This is a genomic window from Chenggangzhangella methanolivorans, from assembly GCF_042648545.1.
GTDB classification, from domain to species: Bacteria; Pseudomonadota; Alphaproteobacteria; order Rhizobiales; family Methylopilaceae; genus Methylopila; species Methylopila methanolivorans.
This window is the reverse complement of record NZ_JBHRXS010000005.1, coordinates 95952-116452: the sequence shown is the minus strand read 5'-3', so window position 1 is coordinate 116452 and position 20501 is coordinate 95952. Positions and strand designations below refer to the sequence as shown.

The 20501-nt window shown below is 59.5% G+C and carries 17 protein-coding genes; 11 read left to right on the top strand and 6 right to left on the bottom strand.

Annotated features, from left to right (window positions below):
* Window positions 1-408: 408 nt before the first annotated feature.
* Window positions 409-1764: a restriction endonuclease PLD domain-containing protein gene (locus ACFOWB_RS09835; RefSeq protein WP_261405102.1), complete on the top strand. Its 1356-nt coding sequence runs from the start codon at window positions 409-411 to the stop codon at window positions 1762-1764.
* 32 nt (window positions 1765-1796) lie between these two features.
* Here the strand turns inward: ACFOWB_RS09835 and ACFOWB_RS09830 are convergent, their stop codons facing one another.
* On the bottom strand, window positions 1797-2669 hold the full coding sequence (locus ACFOWB_RS09830; protein WP_261405103.1) for a DUF3800 domain-containing protein: 873 nt from the start codon (window positions 2667-2669) through the stop codon (window positions 1797-1799).
* Window positions 2670-3062: 393 nt separating this feature from the next.
* Window positions 3063-4694: a dihydroxyacetone kinase subunit DhaK gene (locus ACFOWB_RS09825; RefSeq protein ID WP_378147026.1), complete on the bottom strand. Its 1632-nt coding sequence runs from the start codon at window positions 4692-4694 to the stop codon at window positions 3063-3065.
* Window positions 4695-5335: 641 nt separating this feature from the next.
* Here ACFOWB_RS09825 and ACFOWB_RS09820 point away from each other — a divergent pair.
* The 9 genes from ACFOWB_RS09820 (at window position 5336) to lon (ending at window position 14639) form a co-directional block, all read left to right on the top strand.
* Window positions 5336-6091, top strand: a complete 756-nt coding sequence (locus ACFOWB_RS09820; RefSeq protein WP_261405105.1) for a sensor histidine kinase — start codon at window positions 5336-5338, stop codon at window positions 6089-6091.
* A 144-nt stretch (window positions 6092-6235) separates the two neighbouring features.
* A complete protein-coding gene (locus ACFOWB_RS09815; RefSeq protein WP_378147024.1) occupies window positions 6236-6616 on the top strand; it encodes a response regulator transcription factor in 381 nt (126 codons plus the stop codon).
* Window positions 6617-6813: 197 nt separating this feature from the next.
* Window positions 6814-7938 (top strand): epoxide hydrolase family protein, encoded by a 1125-nt coding sequence (locus tag ACFOWB_RS09810; protein ID WP_261405107.1) that lies wholly within the window; start codon window positions 6814-6816, stop codon window positions 7936-7938.
* Between the two features lie 171 nt (window positions 7939-8109).
* Window positions 8110-9000, top strand: coding sequence for an NAD(P)H-binding protein (locus ACFOWB_RS09805; RefSeq protein ID WP_378147021.1), 891 nt, complete (start codon window positions 8110-8112; stop codon window positions 8998-9000).
* Window positions 9001-9200: 200 nt separating this feature from the next.
* Window positions 9201-10016: an SDR family NAD(P)-dependent oxidoreductase gene (locus ACFOWB_RS09800; protein WP_261405109.1), complete on the top strand. Its 816-nt coding sequence runs from the start codon at window positions 9201-9203 to the stop codon at window positions 10014-10016.
* A 59-nt stretch (window positions 10017-10075) separates the two neighbouring features.
* Entirely contained in the window at window positions 10076-10918 is an 843-nt protein-coding gene (locus ACFOWB_RS09795) for an alpha/beta fold hydrolase (RefSeq protein ID WP_261405110.1), read from the top strand.
* A gap of 12 nt (window positions 10919-10930) precedes the next feature.
* Entirely contained in the window at window positions 10931-11689 is a 759-nt protein-coding gene (locus tag ACFOWB_RS09790) for an SDR family oxidoreductase (RefSeq protein ID WP_261405111.1), read from the top strand.
* Window positions 11690-11824: 135 nt separating this feature from the next.
* Window positions 11825-12235 (top strand): Hsp20/alpha crystallin family protein, encoded by a 411-nt coding sequence (locus ACFOWB_RS09785; RefSeq protein ID WP_261405112.1) that lies wholly within the window; start codon window positions 11825-11827, stop codon window positions 12233-12235.
* A gap of 91 nt (window positions 12236-12326) precedes the next feature.
* On the top strand, window positions 12327-14639 hold the full coding sequence (gene lon / locus ACFOWB_RS09780) for an endopeptidase La (RefSeq protein ID WP_261405706.1): 2313 nt from the start codon (window positions 12327-12329) through the stop codon (window positions 14637-14639).
* A 195-nt stretch (window positions 14640-14834) separates the two neighbouring features.
* Here the strand turns inward: lon and ACFOWB_RS09775 are convergent, their stop codons facing one another.
* The 3 genes from ACFOWB_RS09775 to ACFOWB_RS09765 form a co-directional block, all read right to left on the bottom strand.
* Complete coding sequence (locus ACFOWB_RS09775) at window positions 14835-15470, bottom strand: hypothetical protein (protein WP_261405113.1); 636 nt, start codon at window positions 15468-15470, stop codon at window positions 14835-14837.
* 2 nt (window positions 15471-15472) lie between these two features.
* The gene (locus tag ACFOWB_RS09770; protein ID WP_261405707.1) at window positions 15473-17008 is read right to left on the bottom strand and encodes a recombinase family protein; all 1536 of its coding nucleotides are present in this window, start codon (window positions 17006-17008) and stop codon (window positions 15473-15475) included.
* 106 nt (window positions 17009-17114) lie between these two features.
* Window positions 17115-17315: a hypothetical protein gene (locus ACFOWB_RS09765; protein ID WP_378147017.1), complete on the bottom strand. Its 201-nt coding sequence runs from the start codon at window positions 17313-17315 to the stop codon at window positions 17115-17117.
* A 662-nt stretch (window positions 17316-17977) separates the two neighbouring features.
* Between ACFOWB_RS09765 and ACFOWB_RS09760 the strand changes: the two genes are divergently transcribed.
* Entirely contained in the window at window positions 17978-18733 is a 756-nt protein-coding gene (locus tag ACFOWB_RS09760; RefSeq protein ID WP_261405114.1) for a hypothetical protein, read from the top strand.
* Window positions 18734-18811: 78 nt separating this feature from the next.
* Here ACFOWB_RS09760 and ACFOWB_RS09755 read toward each other — a convergent pair whose 3' ends face one another.
* The gene (locus tag ACFOWB_RS09755) at window positions 18812-20281 is read right to left on the bottom strand and encodes a tyrosine-type recombinase/integrase (RefSeq protein ID WP_261405115.1); all 1470 of its coding nucleotides are present in this window, start codon (window positions 20279-20281) and stop codon (window positions 18812-18814) included.
* Window positions 20282-20501: the final 220 nt, after the last annotated feature.

The window sequence follows — 20501 nt, the reverse complement described above, 5'->3', positions numbered from 1 at the left end:
TAGAACCAAACATGTCGACGCGAGCGAATGGCTGACACCGCTACTTGGTATCGAGCCCTCCCGCTTGATCGCCATCAGAACGTGACGTCGAACTCAATGATCCTGCTTATACTTGCGGTGAGCCGAGCCTAACGGGCGGAGTCGTCAACTCCGAAGCCGGCTCGGCCTTCAGTCCTCGGACTGGCGGTCGATTACGAGCAGCGCTTCGAAAAGGCCGCCGCCAGGCGGGCCCGCGTCTACGAAGAAGCGGACCTCCCCAGAGCAGTCGCAACCTCAGGGGGGGTGCGCTACATTAATCCGCGTAGCTGTCGTGCTTTAGCGCGGACCGTGCCGGGCCCTTTGGCGTAGCTAAAGCATTCGTCTGGGTCGGTGGGGCGCGCCTGTGTACCGGGGCGGGGCGCTGGGGCGATGAACGTCGACGACGCCATTTATGTGCATCGTGAGGACCTGATCGGCCTGGCCGACAGGGAGATCCATTTCGAGGAACTGATTGAAGCCATCCACGGCGATGCCAGGGGCGCCACGGAGATCGCCATCCTTGGAGGCTACTACGCCGTCGACGCCCTGGTGAACGTCTGCCGGAAGGTGCCTCGCGATGCCAGGCGCGACTGCACGATTAGGATCGCCGTCGGGCTGGAGGCCACGGCCCTAATCCCGCGGACGTGGACCGACATGCGTGAGGTGGAAAGGAAGCTTCGGAGCTCCGGGTTCAGGGACGTCACAGTCAAGGTCGTCATGAACTCGCCGGTCCACTTTCACACGAAGCTGTTTCGCATCCTGAGGACCACGCATCCGGTCTGGTACGTCGGGTCAGCCAATCCGGGCAGCAAGCGCCACGAGTTGATGCTGCGACTGACGGGGCGGCACGATGCGCTGATGGCGTACATGGATGCTGTGTTCGAGGAGGCGCGGTCGGTCGCGGAGCCTCAGCCCGCGGTTGATATCCGTACGCTGCGGGATTTCTTCCTGGCCGGGAAGCTCTGCCACAAGCCGCCCACGCCCCGCCTCTTCACCTTCGATGCCTTCCGCTTCACGCCGGAAAACCGTGAGCAGATCGGAGCGGTCCTCGCCGGTGAGGCTGGGGTCGAGCATGCCCGCCCTCGCACGGAAGGGTTCGGCTTCAGCCTTCGCAGCGCCCTAGGCTTCGACGACCTGGCAGCCTTGGACGGTGAGGAGGCTGTCGCCAAGCGTACCCAGTACCGCCGGTCGAGTATCGACACCGTGCTCGGGCTATGGATGCCGAGGAGGTATGCCAGGGAGCTCAGGCTGCGCATTGCTAACGATGAGGCGGATCGTTTCAGGAAGTTGACGGGAATAGCCGACGAGTTGAACACCGGCCCGGGGCAGGAAAAGGTTCGTGTCGCCTTCGTTGCGCACGTGACATCCTTGCAGGGCCTGCTCGACAGGCACCAAATCGAGGTTCAGCCGGTCCCGAACCGCCAAGCCTTGTTCGAGCGTTTTCTACGGTCGAGGACGACGACATTGTCGGACGAGGATGCCTGCAGGCGCCTCGCCCGCACCCTTACGTTGGCCGACATGCCCGATATATGGGAGGACGCACACGCGGTCAGGGAGTTCGAGACCTCGTTCTTCGAAGACCTGACCTACCGGGCGAGCGTCACAACCGGCGGTGCCAGCCGGATCATAAGGTCGTTCGTCGAACGGTTGGGCTTCCTCGGAGCCCATGCGCCAGGCGACGTCCGTTTAGAGTTGGAGGAAAGCCTGGACGAGGCGGGATGGGGCGAAAACAGCTGGCTGCCGTAGGAAATCGCGCGTCGAACATGCGCGGAGCGAATTCATCTCGGCGCCCGTCGCCCTGCGGCAGGATCAAGCGCGTCTTCCGGCTTAGTCGCTGCCGCAACTAGAGGTGTGGCGGAACCAACGGCTGCGAGAGCGGGCTTTGGGGTCGGACCAGGGAACGGGTGCGCATGCGGAGCGAGCGCAGCCAGGCGTTCGGTGGTCTCTGCCGTGACGTGCTGCTTCAAGCCATACATTGGTGCTGTGCGGGTGCCGAAGCGCGCGAAGTAAGGGCTGATCATATTGAACCCACGTGAGTCGCCCGACTCGAAATGCCGGAATATCCAATAGGCTATCAGGTCCGCCATCTGGATCAGGCGAGAGGCTTTTGAGTCAAGAAAGAGCGGGACCTCGGCAAAATTCCGCAACTTGCCTGAAGCGTGGCCTACGTGTTTGAAAACGTGAGATAGTGTTTGGATGGTTTGTTCGTAGTTGCTCTTGTCGAGGATAACCAAGCCGCGCTGGGGATCCTTCTTGTAGTAAAGCGACTTGAGGTAGTCGTCGAAGCAGCAAGCCACTTCCTCGAAGGTCGTCGCCAAAATATCTTCAGGCTTGAGCAGCTTCTTTTCGATCACGCAAGCGTAAACTTTGAGTTTTAGCTGGCGATCGGATAGGAGAGACAAAATATCAACGACAGCTTGAACGCGATCCGCTGGAGGAACGCCCTTCCATTCGTCCTTTCCGGAACGCATCGGACTGCCGTGGAACTCAATTTCACGCGGATTAGTGGCGCTGAAGCGCTCGGCTACTGGATCTATCTGGCCTTCAAGCCAGTGAGTTTGCCGCTCGAAAATGCTGAAGCCAGCCAGCACGAAAAAATCCGTGCTTGGATCATAAGCGTGACCAGACTCATCTAGGTAAAGCAGGTACACAGGCCCCTCAAAACAAAAAAAGGGCCCAAACGGGCCCGTATAAAAAAATAAAAACTGGTAAGCCGAGTGAAGCAATCGTTCAACGCACCGACGTATCAGCGCTCTCAGCTTATGGAGCTTATCTACAGCTAGCGGCACGAAAAATCAAGAGGGATCCTTCCGCGAAGCCGTTGGTTGCGGCAGCCGTTCAAGCCCTGTCGACATACCATAGTCTGTGGGTGGGTGGCCCCGATTTTCCAGCTGTTCGCGTCATCGCCACGATGACGGTCGCCTGGCGCGCTACTTCAGCACGGCATAGGGACTCACCGTCAGCCCATCTCTACGTTGGCTTCAGCCTCAGATCACGTCCGAAACCGGACGCTCCGAGTGGCAGCAATGGGTCAAAAGCTCTCGTCATGCAGAAGCGAGTGCTTCGAGTATCCGTGCAATAGCCTCTGCGCCGGGGTCGGGAACTCCGCTCAGCGCCCCTGACGGAACATAGGACGATCGGCCAGCGCGCGCGGTCGCCATCGAGCGGGTCTCGTCTGCCCCGCGGCGGGCAGCTTCGGCAGCCTCAGCGAGGCCGGCGCCCGCGACGAGCATGTCGATCGCCGGCTCCATGGCGTCGATCATGGTGCGGTCGCCGCGCTTCGCGCCGCCGTAGTCCTGCATGCGCTTGAGGCCCGCCTTCAACGCCTTCGCCGGCACCGGGTCCTCGCCGAGCGCGGCCGCGGCCGCGGTGAAGAAGGTCGCGAGCAGCACGCCGCTGCTTCCGCCGCCGACGCGCGAGAGGATATGGCCGATCTCGGCGAGCAGCGCCGGATGATCGGCGAGCGGCAGCGCGTCGAGCCGGTTCTCGACCGCGGTCGCGATGTTGGCGAAGGTCGAGCCCGCGTCGCCGTCGCCGACCTTTGCGTCGAGCGCGTCGAGCTCCGGCCCGCAGCGCTTCAGAAGCGCGGTCGTCGTCTCGATTAGGCGGCGAACGGCGGGATCGTTCGACGGCGGGACAGCCGGACCGTCGTCCAATGGCAGCGCGGGAACGACCCGCGCTGGCGCGAACGCCTTCGGCCCCGTCCACGCGACGCTCGTCGCCGGCGCCAGCAGCCCTGTGCGGCGCCCCTCGTCCAGCGCGAGCGTGGTGAGCGAGAAGCCGCGCATGTCGAGCGATGTCATCAGCGGCGCCGGGCCGATCACGAGATCGACGTGCTCCGCAAGCCTGGTCCTCGCCACCGCCGCCATGACGATCGACATCTCGAGCGGCGGCGTGCCGCCGAGCGAATTGACCATCAGGGCGACGCGCTCGTCCGGCGCCAGCGCCTCCAGAAGCGGAGCCGCGACCTGCTCGACGAGGCGGTCGGCGGCGGCGAAATCGATGATGCGACTGCCCGGCTCGCCGTGGATCCCGAGGCCGAGCTCGACCTTGTCCGGCGCGATGCGCTCCTCGCGCTCGGCTCCCGGCATCGCGCAGGTGGTGAGCGACAGACCGAGCGAGCGCACATGCGCCGCGGCGTCCTCGCCTCGCGCCTTCACCTCCTCGAGCGACAGCCCCGCGGCGGCCGCGGCCCCGGCGAGCTTGTGGACCAGCAGCGTCCCGGCGATCCCGCGCGGCTGGGGCGCATGTTCGATCGCGACGTCGTCGCCGACGATCACCATCTCGACCTTCAGGCCGCGGGCGCGCGCCTTCTCGGCCGCCAGGCCGAAGTTCAGCCGGTCGCCGGTGTAGTTCTTCACGATCAGCAGGCAGCCCGGCTCGCCCGTGACCGCAACGATGGCGGAGAGCACGGCGTCGACCGTCGGCGAGGCGAAGATCTCGCCGCAGACCGCGGCCGTCAGCAGCCCCTCGCCGACGAACCCCGCATGGGCCGGCTCATGGCCTGAGCCGCCGCCGGAGACGAGCGCGACGCGGGACCGGTCCCAGTCGGCGCGCAGCACCACCTTGATGTCCGGATAGGCGTCTAGCCGAGCCAGTGTCCCGCCCGACGCCGCGAGAAGGCCCTCGACCGCGTCGGTCACCACCGCCGAGCGGGCGTTCATGAAACTCTTCACAGGAAGCGACTCCTCGGCTGGCTTCGCGATGTCCGCCAGATAGGGCGCAGGCAAGCCAACGCCCGGGTAACCGATCGCGCCGCCGCCTATACGCCGGGAGGTGTCCGGCTGCCTGGAAGTCTCGGTTCAGCGGACATCCGCACGATTGCTGTGGCGACGATGTTCCGTCACGCTCTCGTATGAACAATGAGGTGGAGGCTAGGATGAGTTTGCAGTCCTTCTGGATTGAGTACCGCGCGCTCTTTATGACCAGCGCTGCTCTGCTCGCGATGACTTGCGCTAGCGCCTTCGCAAGCGCGCCCGCGCAATTCGCTCCACAGCAAGACGTCAAACGATGTTCCCGTTGAGCGGACTTCTCGCGACTTGGCCCGTCAACGCTCACCTTCACGCATGCTCGCATTCAAATGCGGAAGAGTTGGCCGGCAGTGGGAAGACTGAAACGTCAGAACATTAATCGGGCGACATCGATGAAAAATAAGGTCTCCGAATTTTATTTTCGGCGGACAGCTTATAATCGATAAAAGCTGCAATTCACCATCCAAATATGATGCATACAAACCTCAGTATAGTTTTACGAGCGCGTCGTATACGTAATGATCTTCACAGATACACGAACTCGGCGCCGCTAGGGGGATAATGCAATGGAAACGATTTCGGTCTCGCCTATGGGGAAAGGCTTCGAACGCCCGTCTGAAGACGCGCTTCGCGCAGAAGCGGCGCTCAGGCTCCTAGCTGTCGCAGGACACGATCTGAAACAGCCACTCAGCGTAGCGCTCTTCTGCATCCAGCGCGCGATCGCTCCCTCCCGCGCAGAGGTCGAGTCGGACTTTCTGAGGATCGCGGAAGGCGCTCTTATTCGCCTGAACGACGACCTCGAAGACATCGCGATGCTTTCGCAGGCGGGCGCTTCTCTAAAGCCGAACATAAAGCCCGTGGAGCTGGATCACCTTCTGGGTCGGGTCAAAGAAGCGACCGCTGCCTACGCCGCAGCGTGCGATGTCCGGCTGACGTTCAGCTTCCCAGACCGCATCGTCATGACGGATCCGAGGATGTTCCAGTCCATCTTGAAGAACCTGATCTGGAACGCGATCAAGTTCTCGAACCGTGGAGCGACCGTGGATATCGTTGCGTCGCCCTCGGATGGCAAAGTGGAGATTGAAGTTCGTGACCGCGGCTGCGGCATCCGCAGCGAGGACCTCACGAAAGTCTTCGACGCCTTCGAACGCAGCAGCCAGAACGGGGGGCCCATCGAGGGCTTGGGCCTTGGCCTGCATATCGTTCGGCAGACTGCTCAGGCGCTCGCGCACCCCATCTCGGTCAGCTCTACGCTCGGCGCGGGAACGACCATGTCGGTGACCGTTCGCGAATGGTCTGCGTGCGGGGCGAACCAGCCGTAACCTCCGGTAGATTCACACGAAGAATTTGCCGTCGACAAACCTCTGTATGATTCCAAGCACGGGGCCTGATCTCTCATATTGCGCTCAATGGAATTCGCGCAGGCCGCATGCGGCCTATCCAGCGTAAAGAGCGTTAAGGCGATTATGAGCCAGGTGCCAATGATTGCGATTGTGGACGACGACGAGGCCGTCAGGATTTCGACGGCCAGCTTCGTCCGATCGCTGGGTTACAGGACGCGTACGTTCGAGTCGGCGATGGCGTTCTTGAAAGAAGGCGGCGACGAAGAGCCGGCTTGCATGATTTCCGACGTTCAGATGCCGCTCATCAGCGGCCCTGACCTGCAAGACAAGCTGATCGCCGCAGGGCGACGGTTCCCTATCATCTTCATGACGGCCTTCCCCACGGAGGCGGTCAAAGAGCGTGTTCTGTCCGCCGGAGCCGTGTCGTTCCTCAGGAAGCCTTTTGACGGCAGCGATCTGCAGGCCAGCCTTGAGACCGCCCTGGGGGACCTGACAATCCACTAGGGTCGATCAGCGCTCCCGACCCATAAACTCGGGGCCAACGTAGCGCGGTCTGGTGCGACCTAACACCTGTACGGTCGTTCATATCGCCCCGCCGGAGGCATACGGCGACCATCTGCCCAACATCTCGTATTGATGCAGACCAATCGATCTCGGAGCGTCCGCCTCGGGCCGACGACTGCGCGGACTAAAGGGCGACGATGATTGAGCCTTTCAAGATCGAGATCTCGGACGAACGGCTGGCTGACATCCGCGATCGCGTGGCGCGATATGACTGGAGCAACCTCCCTGACCTTGGCGGATGGCGATCAGGCGTAGGCAAGAAAGACCTTCGACGGTTGTCCGATTATTGGCTTACTCGCTTCGACTGGCGGGCGGTTGAGCAGCGCTTGAATCGGCTTCCACACTTCATCACCGAGATCGACGGAACCTGCATTCATTTCATTCACGCGCGGGGCGACGGCTCGAAGCCGCCGATACTTCTTCTGCACGGCTGGCCTGGATCATTCCTCGAGTTTGAAGCCTTCATCGAACCATTGACCTCCGATGGGCACGACGTCGTCGTTCCTTCGCTGCCGGGTTTCGCTTTCTCGTGCGCGAACGTCGCCGTCGGCCCGCGCTGGGCCGGACAACTGTTCGCCTTGTTGATGCACGCTCTCTTCGGTCCGCAGCGGTTCATCGTCCACGGAGGGGATTGGGGAGCGCACATCGCGAGTTGGATGACGTTCGGGCAACCAGACCGGTTGCTCGGCGCTCACATCAACATGGCCTATGTCCATGCCTCAGATGCTGCGCCGACTACGCCAGATGAGATCGCATTCGCCACCCGCTGTTCGGAGATATTCGAATGGGAGCTTGGCTATAATCTCGAGCAGGAAACGAGACCCCAGACTTTGGGGGCCGTGCTTGCTGACAGCCCTGTTGGTGTTGCAGCCTGGATACTGGAGAAGTTCGGAGTGTGGGCGGACTTGCCCAAGCTATCCAATGGCGATCCGGACGTCTGGAGCAAATTTTCTGAAGAGTTTCTACTATCGAATATCATGCTCTACATTGGGCCGTCGGCGGTTGTGACGGCGACCTGGATCTATCACGGCAAGCGCCTTGAGCGCGCCGGTTCGTTCAGCGCGGGGACCCGGATCGAAGTCCCGTTGGGCGTGGCTGCGTTTCCTGATCCCGTTTTCGCCCCGCCGCCACGCTCATTCCTCGAGAAGACCTACAACGTCGTGCACTGGACCGACATGCCAAGCGGTGGACATTTCGCTTCTCTTGAAGAGCCAAGGCTTATGTTGAGCGATATCCGAGAATTTGTTGGGAAGATTTTTTAGGTGAGCAGGATAGCTTGTATACGAACGTACAGGCAATTTGCACATAAAGATATATGATATCCCAAATAATTCTAATCATATATTTTAGAGTGCCACGCTATTATCTAAATCGGCAAGCGCAGAAGCTCGCCAATATTTAGTGGAATTGAATTTTATCTTTCGGGGGTTGCCATGCCGACGGACGTTCAATCTTGCGGGCCTCAGATCGCGATCGCTGGCGCCACCGGCCGAGTTGGCGCCGCGCTAGTGGGCAAACTTTTAGGCGACCCAGTACAGTTGGTAGCTCTCAGCCGTAGAGCCAAGAACGATGTGCTGCCGATCAACGTACCTATGCGTACGATAGACTTCGACAGACACTCATCTCTTGTCGACGCGCTGCGCGGAGTTGAACGCCTTTTTCTTGCTCACGGAACGTCGGATCAGCAAGTCAAGAACGAGATCGCGTTGATTGATGCGGCCATTGAGAGCGGTGTATCTTACATTGTAAAGCTGTCTGCCATGGGGCCGCCAAGCAAATACCATCCGTTCGATTGGCACACTGAAATCGAAGCTCGTCTGGCTGATACGGATCTGGGATATACCATCCTAAGGCCGAGCACGTTCACTGATGTATTGTCCCGAGCGGGAGCCTTCGTCCTGCAAGATTTATGGGGCGGCGCGGCCGGCGATGGCCGAGTGAACTTTATCAACACGAGCGACGTCGCCGACGTCGCGCGCGTCGCCCTTATGGAGGAGCGGCCTCTAACGTCTCGCCGTGCATACCATCTCACCGGCCCGAAAGCTGTGAGCATGCCTGAGATTGCAGAAGCGATTTCGCGACTACTTGGCAGAAAGGTAGTCTATGAGCATCGCGCGCCAGACGATCAAAAGCAGACGCTTTTAGACGCGGGACTTACCGAAATGGCTGCTGAGATTTCAGTCGGACTTGATAGGATTTTTCACGACTCAGCAATGAGCGAAACAACAAATACTTATTATGACATCACAGGAAAGGAACCAAAATCCGTCGATGATTGGCTCAAAAGAAACATTGCGCACTTTACATCGCCCAGAACGGATTAGTCGGTCGTCATTGTAGCAATGCAAAATAAAAATCGCGCGATCGCGTCAAGATAATATTTTTAGAGGTGTTCGTGATTTAAAATGCACAATATGTCAGGCTGCCATACCAACGTATAGTTCTACCAGATCAACTGTATAGCAGAACGGCGCGGAGCAAAGCGTTAAAGCTCAGCTATCAGGACCACGGTTGGGAGAAGGAAATGGCAGTTAGTACTTTGGGTGTGGCGCTCATCACTGGCGCTTCTGGTGGCATTGGCGCCATGTACGCTGACCGTTTGGCGCGGCGCGGCTACGATCTGATCCTCGTTGCGCGGAACGAGGAACGCCTCGAAGAGGTCGCGACGCGCGCCCGCAACGTTGGCGGCAATGTCGTCGAGACCATTGCTGCAGATCTCAACTCCGCGACCGACCTTCGAATGCTTGAGGCCCGCCTGCGCGACGATGCGAGCGTTTCGGTGCTGGTCAACAATGCCGGCTTTGGATCCGCGTCTCCGCTGCTCCAGTCCAACGTCGACGACATGGAGCGGATGATCGGGGTCAACATCACCGCGCTCACCCGCCTGACCTACGCAGCAGCGCCGGCCTTTGTCGCTCGTGGCGGCGGCTCCATCATCAACATCTCGTCGACCGTCGCGATCGGCCTTGAGGTGTTGAATGGCGTGTACGGCGCCAGCAAGGCCTATGTCCTCGCGCTGACCCAGTCGCTCGATCACGAGCTCGCATCGAAGGGGCTTCGGGTCCAAGCGGTGCTTCCCGGCGCCACCGCGACGGATTTCTGGAAAGTTGCGGGCGTCGGCGGTCACCAAAACCTCCCGGCTGAGATTGTCATGCGGGCCGACGCATTGGTCGACGCCGCGCTGATGGGCTTCGACGCAGGAGAGGTCGTCACGATCCCGCTGCTCCAGGACGCCGGAGAGTGGGACGCCTACGACGACGCCCGCAAAGCTCTCGCAGGTCACCTCGGCGGATCGCTGCCGGCTCCCCGGTACCTCGTGCAGACCAGCGTCGCCGCCTGAACGGAGCGCGACACTTCGTCGAGCGATCCGAGCAGGCCCGGCCAATGCGGAGCCCCAACATGAAGAACTTTCTTCTCGAGACCGATGTCATAACCGTCGATGGCCTCTCGATCCGCTATGCCAAGGGTGGCACGTCCAAAGGGCCGCCCCTTCTGCTGACGAGCCCCTGGCCGCAAAGCGTCCAGGCGTTTCACGCGATCTGGCCGCTGCTTCAGGACGTGGGGCCGCTGGTCGCCGTCGATCTGCCCGGCTTCGGGCGCTCGCAGTTTCGAGCGGACCTCATGACCCCGGCGACGATGGGCGGCTTCATCGTGAAGATTGCCGAAGCGTTCGGCCTGAAGCGCGTCCACGCGGTCAGCCCGGACATCGGCACCTCGGCGGCGCTGTTCGCCGCTTCGCAGAAGCCTTCGATGTTTGAAAGCGTGATCGTAGGCAGCGGCGGCACGAGCATGGATCTCGTGGGAGCAGGCCTTCGAAGCGTGATTGAAGGGCCATTGTCGGAGATCGACGGCGGCTCCGACGGCCAGATCGTCGCTGATCGCATCAAGCGGCTGTCGAGAAACCAACCGCCTGCCGACGCTCTGGAGGACTATCGGCTCTCATCCGCCGAGGGTCGTTACAAAGCCGCAGCCGCTTATGTCCGGGCGTATCCGTCCGACTTGCCGCGTCTTCACGACCTGCTGCCTTCGATCAAGACGCCGACGCTCGTCATCTCCGGAAAAACCGACCCGCTCGTCCCTCCGGGGAATGGAGATCTGCTGGTCGAAGGCCTTCCGCATGCGAGAGGCGAGATCGTCGATGCAGGTCACTTCGTCTGGGAAGACGAACCAGAAATCTACGCCGGGCTCATCGTGGATTGGGTCCGCGGCGGCTCGCAAAGCCTGATCGCTGAAACCCTCTGAAGGATCGAAGTCGTGCAACTCACCGACAATACCGTCTTCATCACCGGGTCGACTTCGGGAATTGGCCGAGGCCTTGCCGAAGCGTTCCACAAGCTGGGCAACAAGGTCATCGTCGCCGGCCGCCGCAAGGAGCTGCTTTCGGAGGTCACCAAAGCCAACCCCGGCATGGTCGGGATCGAACTCGACATCGCTGATCCTGAGAGCATCAAGCGGGTGGCGGACGAGCTTATTCGTGAGCATCCGACCCTTAATGTCTTGATCAACAATGCGGGGATCATGCCCTTCGACGACGCCGGTGGCGTGGTGGACGACGCAGACGCTCAGCGCGTGCTCACGACCAATCTGCTCGGCACGATCCGCATGACGTCGGCGCTGATCGAACACCTTAAGAGCCAACCGCGCGCAACCATCGTCAACAACACCTCGATCCTGGCATTCATGCCCTTGGCGGTTGCCGCGATCTATTCAGCCAGCAAGGCCGCTCTGCACTCCTACACGCTCTCGCAGCGCTTCATGCTGCGTGAGACGTCGGTGCGCGTTCAGGAGATCACGCCGCCGTGGGTCAACACGGACCTGGTCAAGAAGAGTGACGACCCTCGCGCAATGCCGCTCGACGCCTTCATTGAGCAGACGATGGCTGGCTTGGCGACTGAGGTCGAAGAAGTGGTGGTTGAAGCGGTCCAGCGAGTGCGGGCTAATCCCGGCCCGCAGGAACATGCTCTCGTGAACGCCTTCAACATGAGCATTGTCGCGAACCCTATGCCGGTTTGAACGCTCTAGGGTCGGATCGGAACGTCGCTCTGGCGGACGGTCCGACCCAATTCCGGCTTGTGGCAAGCCGGACCAGTTCCCACCTTCTGCGTCGTCCGCGGAGCCGGCTCGTGGACCAGTCCAAGAGGCGCTTCCTTGGCCAATCGAGACCCTTTGAACTGGATGCTGGGTGAAGCGCTCGACACGCTTGCCCGGGCCGAACGCCTGCATCGCCAGGTGTTCGTTCTCCAGGCGACTGCGACGCCGCGTGAACCCGCTTGGGAGCCACCCGTCGACGTCATCGAGACCGACGACGAGGTTCTGGTGCTTGTCGCCTTGCCTGGCGTCAATCCCGAGCGCGTCGAGGCGGCGATCGAGGACGGGGCTCTCGTGGTGGCCGGCCGCCGGACGCTGCCAGCCGCCCTGCGCAACGCGGTCATCCATCGTCTCGAACTTCCACAGGGTCGTTTCGAGCGCCGTATCCCGCTGCCTGCCGGACGGTATTCCGGCGTGCGGCAAGCGGCGGCCGACGGCTGCCTGCTGTTCAGCCTGACGAAGGCGATCTGAGGCTGAGAGCATGAGCGACATTTTCGGAAATTCGGACCCTATCGAAGCCGCAGCTGAGGATCGCTCCGCGCCGGCGCTGCCTTCTGACGGCATGATCATCCTGCCGGTGCGTGGCTCGGTGCTGTTCCCTAACCTTATCGCGCCGTTCTCGATCGCGCGTCCTCGGAGCATCGCGGCGATCCAGCAAGCGGTCCGCGAGGAACGCCAGATCGCGGTGGTCCTGCAGAAGGACCCAGAGGTCGTGGAACCTGGCGCCGCCGACCTCTACGGCGTCGGCACGGTCGCCAATATCGTCCGCTACGTCACCGCTCAGGACGGCTCTCACCACGTCGTCTTGCAGGGCGCGCAACGGATGCGGTTGCTCGACTTCTTCCCTGGCACGCCGTTCCCTTTCGCGCGGGTGCTGCAGATCCCGGAGCCAAGCGCTCGCTCGCCCGAGATCGAGGCGCGCTTCCTCAACCTGCGCCAGCAGGCTGTCGAGGCGCTGAATTTGCTGCCGCAAGTTCCGCAGGAGCTCGTCCAGGCGATCCAGTCGGCCCCGTCGGCGGCCGTGCTCGCCGACATGACCGCCGCCTATATGGACGTCTCGCCCGAACAGAAGCAGGAGATCCTTGAGACCGTCGACCTCGTCGAACGGATGGAGAGGGTGTCACGCCTTCTCGCCGAGCGCGCCGAGGTGCTTAAGATCAGCCAGGAGATTGGCCGGCAGACCAAAGCGACCTTCGACGAGCGGCAGCGCGAGGCGGTGCTACGCGAGCAGATGGCCGCGATCCAGCGCGAGCTCGGCGAAGGCGAAGGCAAGGCCCAGGAAGTCGCGGAGCTCAGCGAGGCGATCACCGCCGCCGGCATGCCTAGGGAAGTCGAGGACCAAGCCCGCAAGGAACTGCGCCGTTACGAGCGCATGCCTGAGGCCGCCGGCGAGGCCGGCATGATCCGCACCTATCTCGATTGGCTGATCGAGCTGTCGTGGAAGGAGCCGGACGCAGGCGACATCGACATCGCCGAGGCGCGCCGCATCCTCGACGAGGACCATTTCGGCCTCGAGAAGATCAAGAGCCGCATCGTCGAATATCTGGCGGTCCGCAAGCTCGCGCCGAACGGGAAGGCCCCGATCCTGTGCTTCGCCGGCCCTCCGGGCGTCGGCAAGACCTCGCTCGGCCAGTCGATCGCGCGCGCCATGGGCCGCCCCTTTGTGCGCGTCAGCCTCGGCGGCGTCCATGACGAGGCAGAGATCCGCGGCCATCGGCGGACCTATGTCGGCGCGCTGCCTGGCAACATCATCCAGGGCATCCGCAAGGCCGGCTCGCGCGGGGCGGTGATGATGCTCGACGAGATCGACAAGATGGGTCGCGGCATCCAGGGCGACCCTTCGGCCGCGATGCTGGAAGTGCTCGACCCCGAGCAGAACGGGACGTTCCGGGACAACTATCTCGGCGTGCCGTTCGACCTGTCGCGCGTCGTCTTCATCGCAACCGCCAACATGCTCGATACGATCCCGGGCCCGCTGCGCGACCGCATGGAGATCATCAGCCTCGCAGGCTACACCGAGGGCGAGAAGCTACAGATCGCCGAGCGCTATCTGGCTCGCCGCCAGCTGGAGGCGAACGGCCTGACGGCTGACCAGGCTGCGATCGACACAGAAGCGCTTCGGGCGATCATCCGCGACTACACGCGTGAGGCAGGCGTGCGCAGCCTCGAGCGCGAGATCGGTCGTGTGCTGCGCAACGGCGCGGTCAGAATCGCAGACGGCAGCGAGACCCACGTCCGGATCGGCGTCGATGATCTCGAAGCCATCCTTGGGCCGTCACGCTTCGAGAACGAGATCGCCATGCGCACCAGCGTGCCAGGTGTCGCAACGGGACTTGCCTGGACGCCGGTCGGCGGCGACATCCTCTTCATCGAGGCGGCGCGCAATCCGGGCCGGGGCGGCTTCATCCTAACCGGCCATCTTGGCGACGTGATGCGGGAAAGCGCCCAGGCGGCGCTCAGCCTCGTGAAGAGCAAGGCGGCTTCGCTTGGCGTTGATGCATCCGCCTTCGACAAGAGCGACATCCACGTCCACGTGCCAGCCGGCGCCACGCCCAAGGATGGGCCGAGTGCGGGTGTAGCCATGTATACGTCTCTCGCGTCACTGATGACGAACCGCACCGTGCGTAGCGACACTGCGATGACTGGTGAGATCTCGTTGCGTGGGCTTGTGCTTCCTGTCGGCGGCATCAAGGAGAAGGTCGTGGCTGCTGCGGCGGCTGGCCTGACGCGCGTCATGCTGCCGGCGAGGAACCGTCGTGACTATGACGACATCCCGAAGGAGGCCCGAGATCGGCTCGAGTTCGTTTGGCTCGAGCATGTCGATCAAGCGATCGAGGCGGCCCTAGATCCTCGAAGTAACGCAGCCAAAACGTAGCAACTTCCACGATTATGGAGCGTCAGAAAGCGGACCCTCCGGAGGGCAGCCATGGGTCAGAAGCGCTTGTCATCTCGAGACGAAAACTTCGAGCACTCGTGCAATGGCTTCAGTCCCGGGGTCGGAAACGCCACTTAGCGCCTCTGAAGGAGCGAAGAGCGAGCGACCAGCGCGCCCTCGACATGTCGCTTTCCACTATAAGCTCTTCTTCAAAGACGAATCCTCAAGATATGGTTCAAGTTTACTAATATCAACAACATCCTGTGACTCACGCTTGATAATTTCGAGCACTATCGGCCCCAGTTTGCGGTTTCGAGCACGTCGAATTCCTTCCCTTCGCTTCAAACGATTGATCTCTCGCTTAGACGACGGATTACACAAATCCGGTTCAATATCTGTCGTATGGGCAATACCAACTCGACGGTATCCGCTCTTTCCTGGAAGCTCACCTGCCAATTTTTTAACTGCGACAAAATCGAATCCAACACTCTCGAGAGAGCGAATAACACGATTCACATAGCCTTTCTGCCTAAGCACTGCAAACGTTGTAGCATAAATTGGCGCGTATTCCATCACATTATTACCAAAAAACCAATTTGCATGAATAGCTACTATCGCTTCAACTGTCCGTTTATTTTCGAACCAATGACGGCCGGATGCTGATGGAATGTCGCTCAAGGCAGTGAGGACGTGGAGATGCTGGTCATCTGTTAGACCAATTTCCCCGGCATCAAGTCTCCGCACTATTTCATCTCTAAACATTTGTGTTGCGCGCGGGTTCGTTCCATAGAATACCGTCCTTTCAAACTGAGCTGGCCGATCATCCGGCATTCCTAGTAACGGGAAATATTAATGTCTACTTGGACGTCAATCGAATCTCGTTCATTTCTTCTCCTGTATCGCACCTCATGAATAATACTGTTCATTTTCGCAACGAGAAGTGCACTTTCTTCGTTGTCCTTGGCATTTGGATCTCGCCTCCCGAACTCCTCTAACGCTTTCGCAAACGCACCTACAGACGTGTATTGCGTCTCTACCGGAGTTATCTCGACATCCTTGATCCCTGTCAGTATTGCATATAATTCGTTTTTCCTAGTAACGCGGGGCTCGTGTTTATCATTGAAATGCTCATTAGAGATTCGCTTTGTAATTTTGAGATCAATTATTTCAGATATTTCATCATCAATACGTTTTATGCGCGTCCGTATGTCAGATTTTCTAGCGTCAATTTCAGCTTGGCGGGCGCGCTGATTTGCTTGCGTACTTTCAATAAACGCGCCATCGGGCTGTAGTTTCGGGATAAGGTCTTTTATGATGGATAATACTGCTTCAATCAGTACATAGCGCGGAAGAGTGCTTCGTATGCGATTATCTCCTTTATGATTGCAATCGAAATTATGCTTCGCTTTACCCATGAATCCGTCGCAGGTTGGGCATTTCACCTTCTTCTCAAGGAAGTAGGCTGATCGATCAATCGATTTTGATGTTCCGGCCACTCGCGCCGCAGCAGCGTAAAATATGTCATCTGTGACGAGAGCTTCGTGAAGCCCTCGCACGTATATTATTTGATCATCTGGATTTCGAAGCCGGACCTTATCTACTGTTGTTGTCGCCCTCCAGCGTATCATGCCGATATATGCTGGGTTGGTTGCTATATAAACAATAGTGGACTCCCACCAGCCGTCGAAACCGCGCGGAGACTCCCAGCCTTTGGCCTCAACCAAGTATTTTATAATCTGAGGCGAAACTCCGGCAGCCAACCAGCCAAGTATTGTTACTACTCGTGGCCCATTTATGGGATCTTCCCTTATCGTACCACGCTCTCTTCCGATAGTAAAACCGTACGGAATGCCCCCAAGATTGTATCCATCGTTCGCAGCTTTAAGCATTCCAAGATAGAGTTTGTTAGCCGTAGACTCGTAATCCTGCGCAGCAACACCTGCGGCAAGCGCTGCAGAGATGGGATCGTCAATAAATTTTCTTGAGGAGCAATCGTATAGCTTTACACCACGCAGTCGAAAGGCTGCCCAGGCATTTATCCAGGAGGTAAGTGACCTAGCAAAACGGCAAGGAGTCGCAATAGTAAGTACGTCAAATTCGCCAGCAAGTGCGCGGTTGTATAAGCGCTCCAACTTGGGTCGCTCTTCCATCGGAAGAACCCCAGACAGCCCGTGATCGTAGTGAAAATCTCCAGACTGCCAACGATGTTCGGCAGCAGCGGCGCGACATGCTGCCTCCTGAGTAGGCCCGCTATCTTGCTCGTCAGTAGAGGTCCGACCGTAGTGCTCTGCGATTAGCACTGATCGCTTTGTGCGCTCAACGAAACCCGGGAGTGTCCTGAGCGTAACAGGGAGCACGAGAGGGGGCATGATCCTCTGCTCATCTCGCTCCAGGCTCGCTGATTCGATGAACATTTGTCCGTCTCGATGTGGGCTCTCAAGCGGCAAGCAAGGCCGCGCCATCTGTCTAAACATATTAGACACCCGTGGTGTCGTCAACCTGGGCGGTTCGGGTGCGGCCCAGCACTATCCAGCGCGATAGCGCCTCGACGAGATCGCGAGCGTTCGGCGAAAAAGAAGGACTGTCGCTTGGCTGGGGAGTCGGAAGCACGCGTTCCTTGTCAGCGTCGACTGAAGATGAAGGCATAGGCGTTGCAGAGGTGGCTTCATCGGTCATGCGACCCTCGGCCGGCAATGCGGCAGCACACTAAGTGCTCGAGGCGAGTTCGCGGAGCGACATCGACAGCGACTGTATACAAGTGATCGCGATGCTAGGCAACATTCAATAGCAGATTTTGAGAGCTAATATTTGATTGCTATAGATATTTGTTTAATCACATCTATCGGCCCGCGTGTTAATTATTAGAACGCAAATGCGACAACGCGAGGGGCGCGCCTCTTGTCACAATAGTATAGATCGGCAGACCGCCAACTCAGAACTAATGATTAACATAGGATAGGCCGTCAAAAGATCGATTCGAAGACAAAACTCAATGGCACATCAGATCATTTAGCCATCGTTATAATCGAAATGCTTAGCGATTTCCGAATGGTTCTAGCGCCAGACTGTGTCGCTTGCGACTGCGAAACCTGGTAAAGAGCGCGCTGTTTACTGGAAAACCCAGTCGCAAGTGACATCCCACATAACTCTTAGATATATCAGGCAAAATTTAAGATGAAACAATCTGGACGTCGCCAAACTCTAGGCCAATCGACGTAGCTGCCGATCGCGATGCGGGGCTACAGGGCGTGGCGACGCGCCACTGAGCATCATTTGACTTTTGGCAATTAAATCTATCTAATACTTACATTGGCGATTTTTGGGCTTAAGCGACGGTTATGGGTCAGCGCTGGTTCGAGGCGGCATCAAAGGCAGAGCCGAAAGTAAAAGACGCGGCACGAGGCATGCGTGAGCGCGCTATTAAAGAAGAGGCGCGAGTTCATAATATCTCCTCACAGACTTTGACGCGAGCGATCCTAGCGTTGAATTTCGCTCGTGAGTTTCAGGATCGTCATCAGGTCGACCTGACAAAAATGGCGCTTAACACCGTTGAAGATATAAAAAAATGGGCGAGCTATGATGTAGCGGGAGCAAAGGCGGTCGCCGAGCGTGTAGTCACCGATAAATTGTCAGTCAGGGCGGTCCGTTCACTCGAACAAAAAGCTAGAGACCCGCAATCAATCGATCTTCCAGACCGATTGGCACCGAGTGTCACCACAGAGCTTTTAGTTGAAGATATCAATCAGAAGTATCCTGATGATCGATATATTCGTATTGTGCCTTCAGAAGACGCGCCGTCAGCAGATTATTGCCTATACGACGACCAAACGAAAAATAAAATTTTTATACGTGTGTTTAGTGACTACTCGCGCGATGAAGTAACAAGGCGCAAGCTCGTTAACGAATTGGTTCTCGCTCTCGCGATTAGAGATTATTTCGGTAGTGTTGTGATATATGTTGAATCTCAATCAACATACCGGATCGCCAATGAATGGCTTCTATACCGCCATAGAAGTTATGATGTACGCGTACCTCCGATTAGACAGATATCAATCGAAATGCAGCCATGTATTTCGACTACGAAATCATTGTAATTATAACTAAAATTTAACTCTGCACCCTGACCTCTGCACTCGCGTGTCGAAGGGAAGTCACTTCGAGACCCACGCGCCTCACGTAGTCGGTTGGCCTCTCGCCGGCTTGGCCCGTGAGCCCTTCTCCGCCTGTCGGTAGGCCTGCTCCGCTTCAGCAATGGCGTTGGCCAATGCGGTCGGGTCCTTGAGGTCCTGCTGCGAAGACAATGCTTCAGCGCAGGCGCGCTCGATTGCGCTGCACCACTTCTTCACGACGGACCATTTCAGATGCGTCCCGTCGTGCAGGGCATAACTCGCGCGGGTTACATCGTGCGTTTCCTCGCCTTCGTTATGATCAAGGATTATGCGGGTAGCCTCACGACTGTTCCCGAGCATCCTCTCCCCGTGGGTGGCGAAGCCGCGTCTGAGCGCATGAGGAGTAGCTTTGACGCCGGGAAGATGCATCAGCTTGTGCGTCAGGGTGTCAGCCGCCATGTGGCCGACGACCTCGCTTTCATCTCGAGACTGTCTTCTGCGGACCCGTGCCGCCGGGAGGAGATAGATCGACCCAGCAGCGCTTGACCGCTCAATCTGCTCGGCGACGCGGCGCCAGGTTTTGGCTGGGATCGGAATGACGTGATCCGTGTAGTCCTTCCGGCGTTCCGCGGTTTTCCGATGCGACGCGGGAATTCGCCAGAGGCCCCCGTGGCCTGGCAACGCCGAGAACTCGGTGAGCCGCGCTGTCGCGATCGGTCGACGACGTTGCGCGGTCATCACCAGCAATTCGAGGGCCAGCCCATGCTCTTCACGCATTGCGCCAGACCGGGCGATAGCGAGAATCCGGCCGAGTTCCGTCATGGCGGGAACATGCGGCTGGCGCGTGGGTCGATCTTCGTTTGGCCTCGATCTCTCGGGAGCCTTCAATCTGCTCATCACGCCCGCTTCCACCTGCGAACGTTCGGCGTTGGCGTCAGACTGCAGGAAACTCCACAGTGTCCGGAGCGCGCCCGCGAGATGCTCGGCGCGGCCTTCGGTGCCGGCCGAATGGGCCTCGGCCACGATGACTGCGAGATCACGCCGGCCGATGTCGGCGACCGCCCGCTGTTCCAGGGACGCCAACAAGGGGTGGTTCAGGAGCGAGCGGGTGGCGCGCAGGGTGTCGGGCCGGCGGGTTCGGGCGACCTCGGCCAGATAGGCTTCGCGACCTTCAGCAAACGTCATGCGGCCGGGCTGCTCGGCTTGCGGATGGGCGGCCGCGACCTTCCCCATGGCGCGCCGCTGCTCGTCCCACCAGGCTTGCGTTGGAGCCGCGCGGTTGGCTTTCGCAAAGCGCTTGGCGGCCCGCACGACATCGCGCGCGTCCTCGAGCGGCCACTCGTCGAGGTCGCCGAAACCGATGCGGTCGAACTTGCCGTCGAGCGTGTAGCGCCAGCTCCAGTTCGCTCCTCCGGCCCCCACGCGAAGGACCAGGCCGCGCACGGCTCCGTCCGACAGCTCGATGCGTTTGCCGTCACGCCTGGCGTCGCGCAGCGCCTTGTCGATGAGGGATTGAGTGAGGTTCTTCGCCATTGAAGGGCCGTTGACCCGATTGGGCAGTTTGGGGCAGTTTCGAACGCGCGGCGGCCGGCTGAGCGGGCGCTCGGAGCCTGGCGACGGAAGAGGATTTATAGCTTCGAATTGCTAAGGAAATGGCAGTTTTGGCGATCCTCATCGAGGCCTCGAGAGGGTTTCAATCCGGCCGACAAGCGGAATCATAATCCGCGTGTCGGGGGTTCGAGGCCCTCCTCCG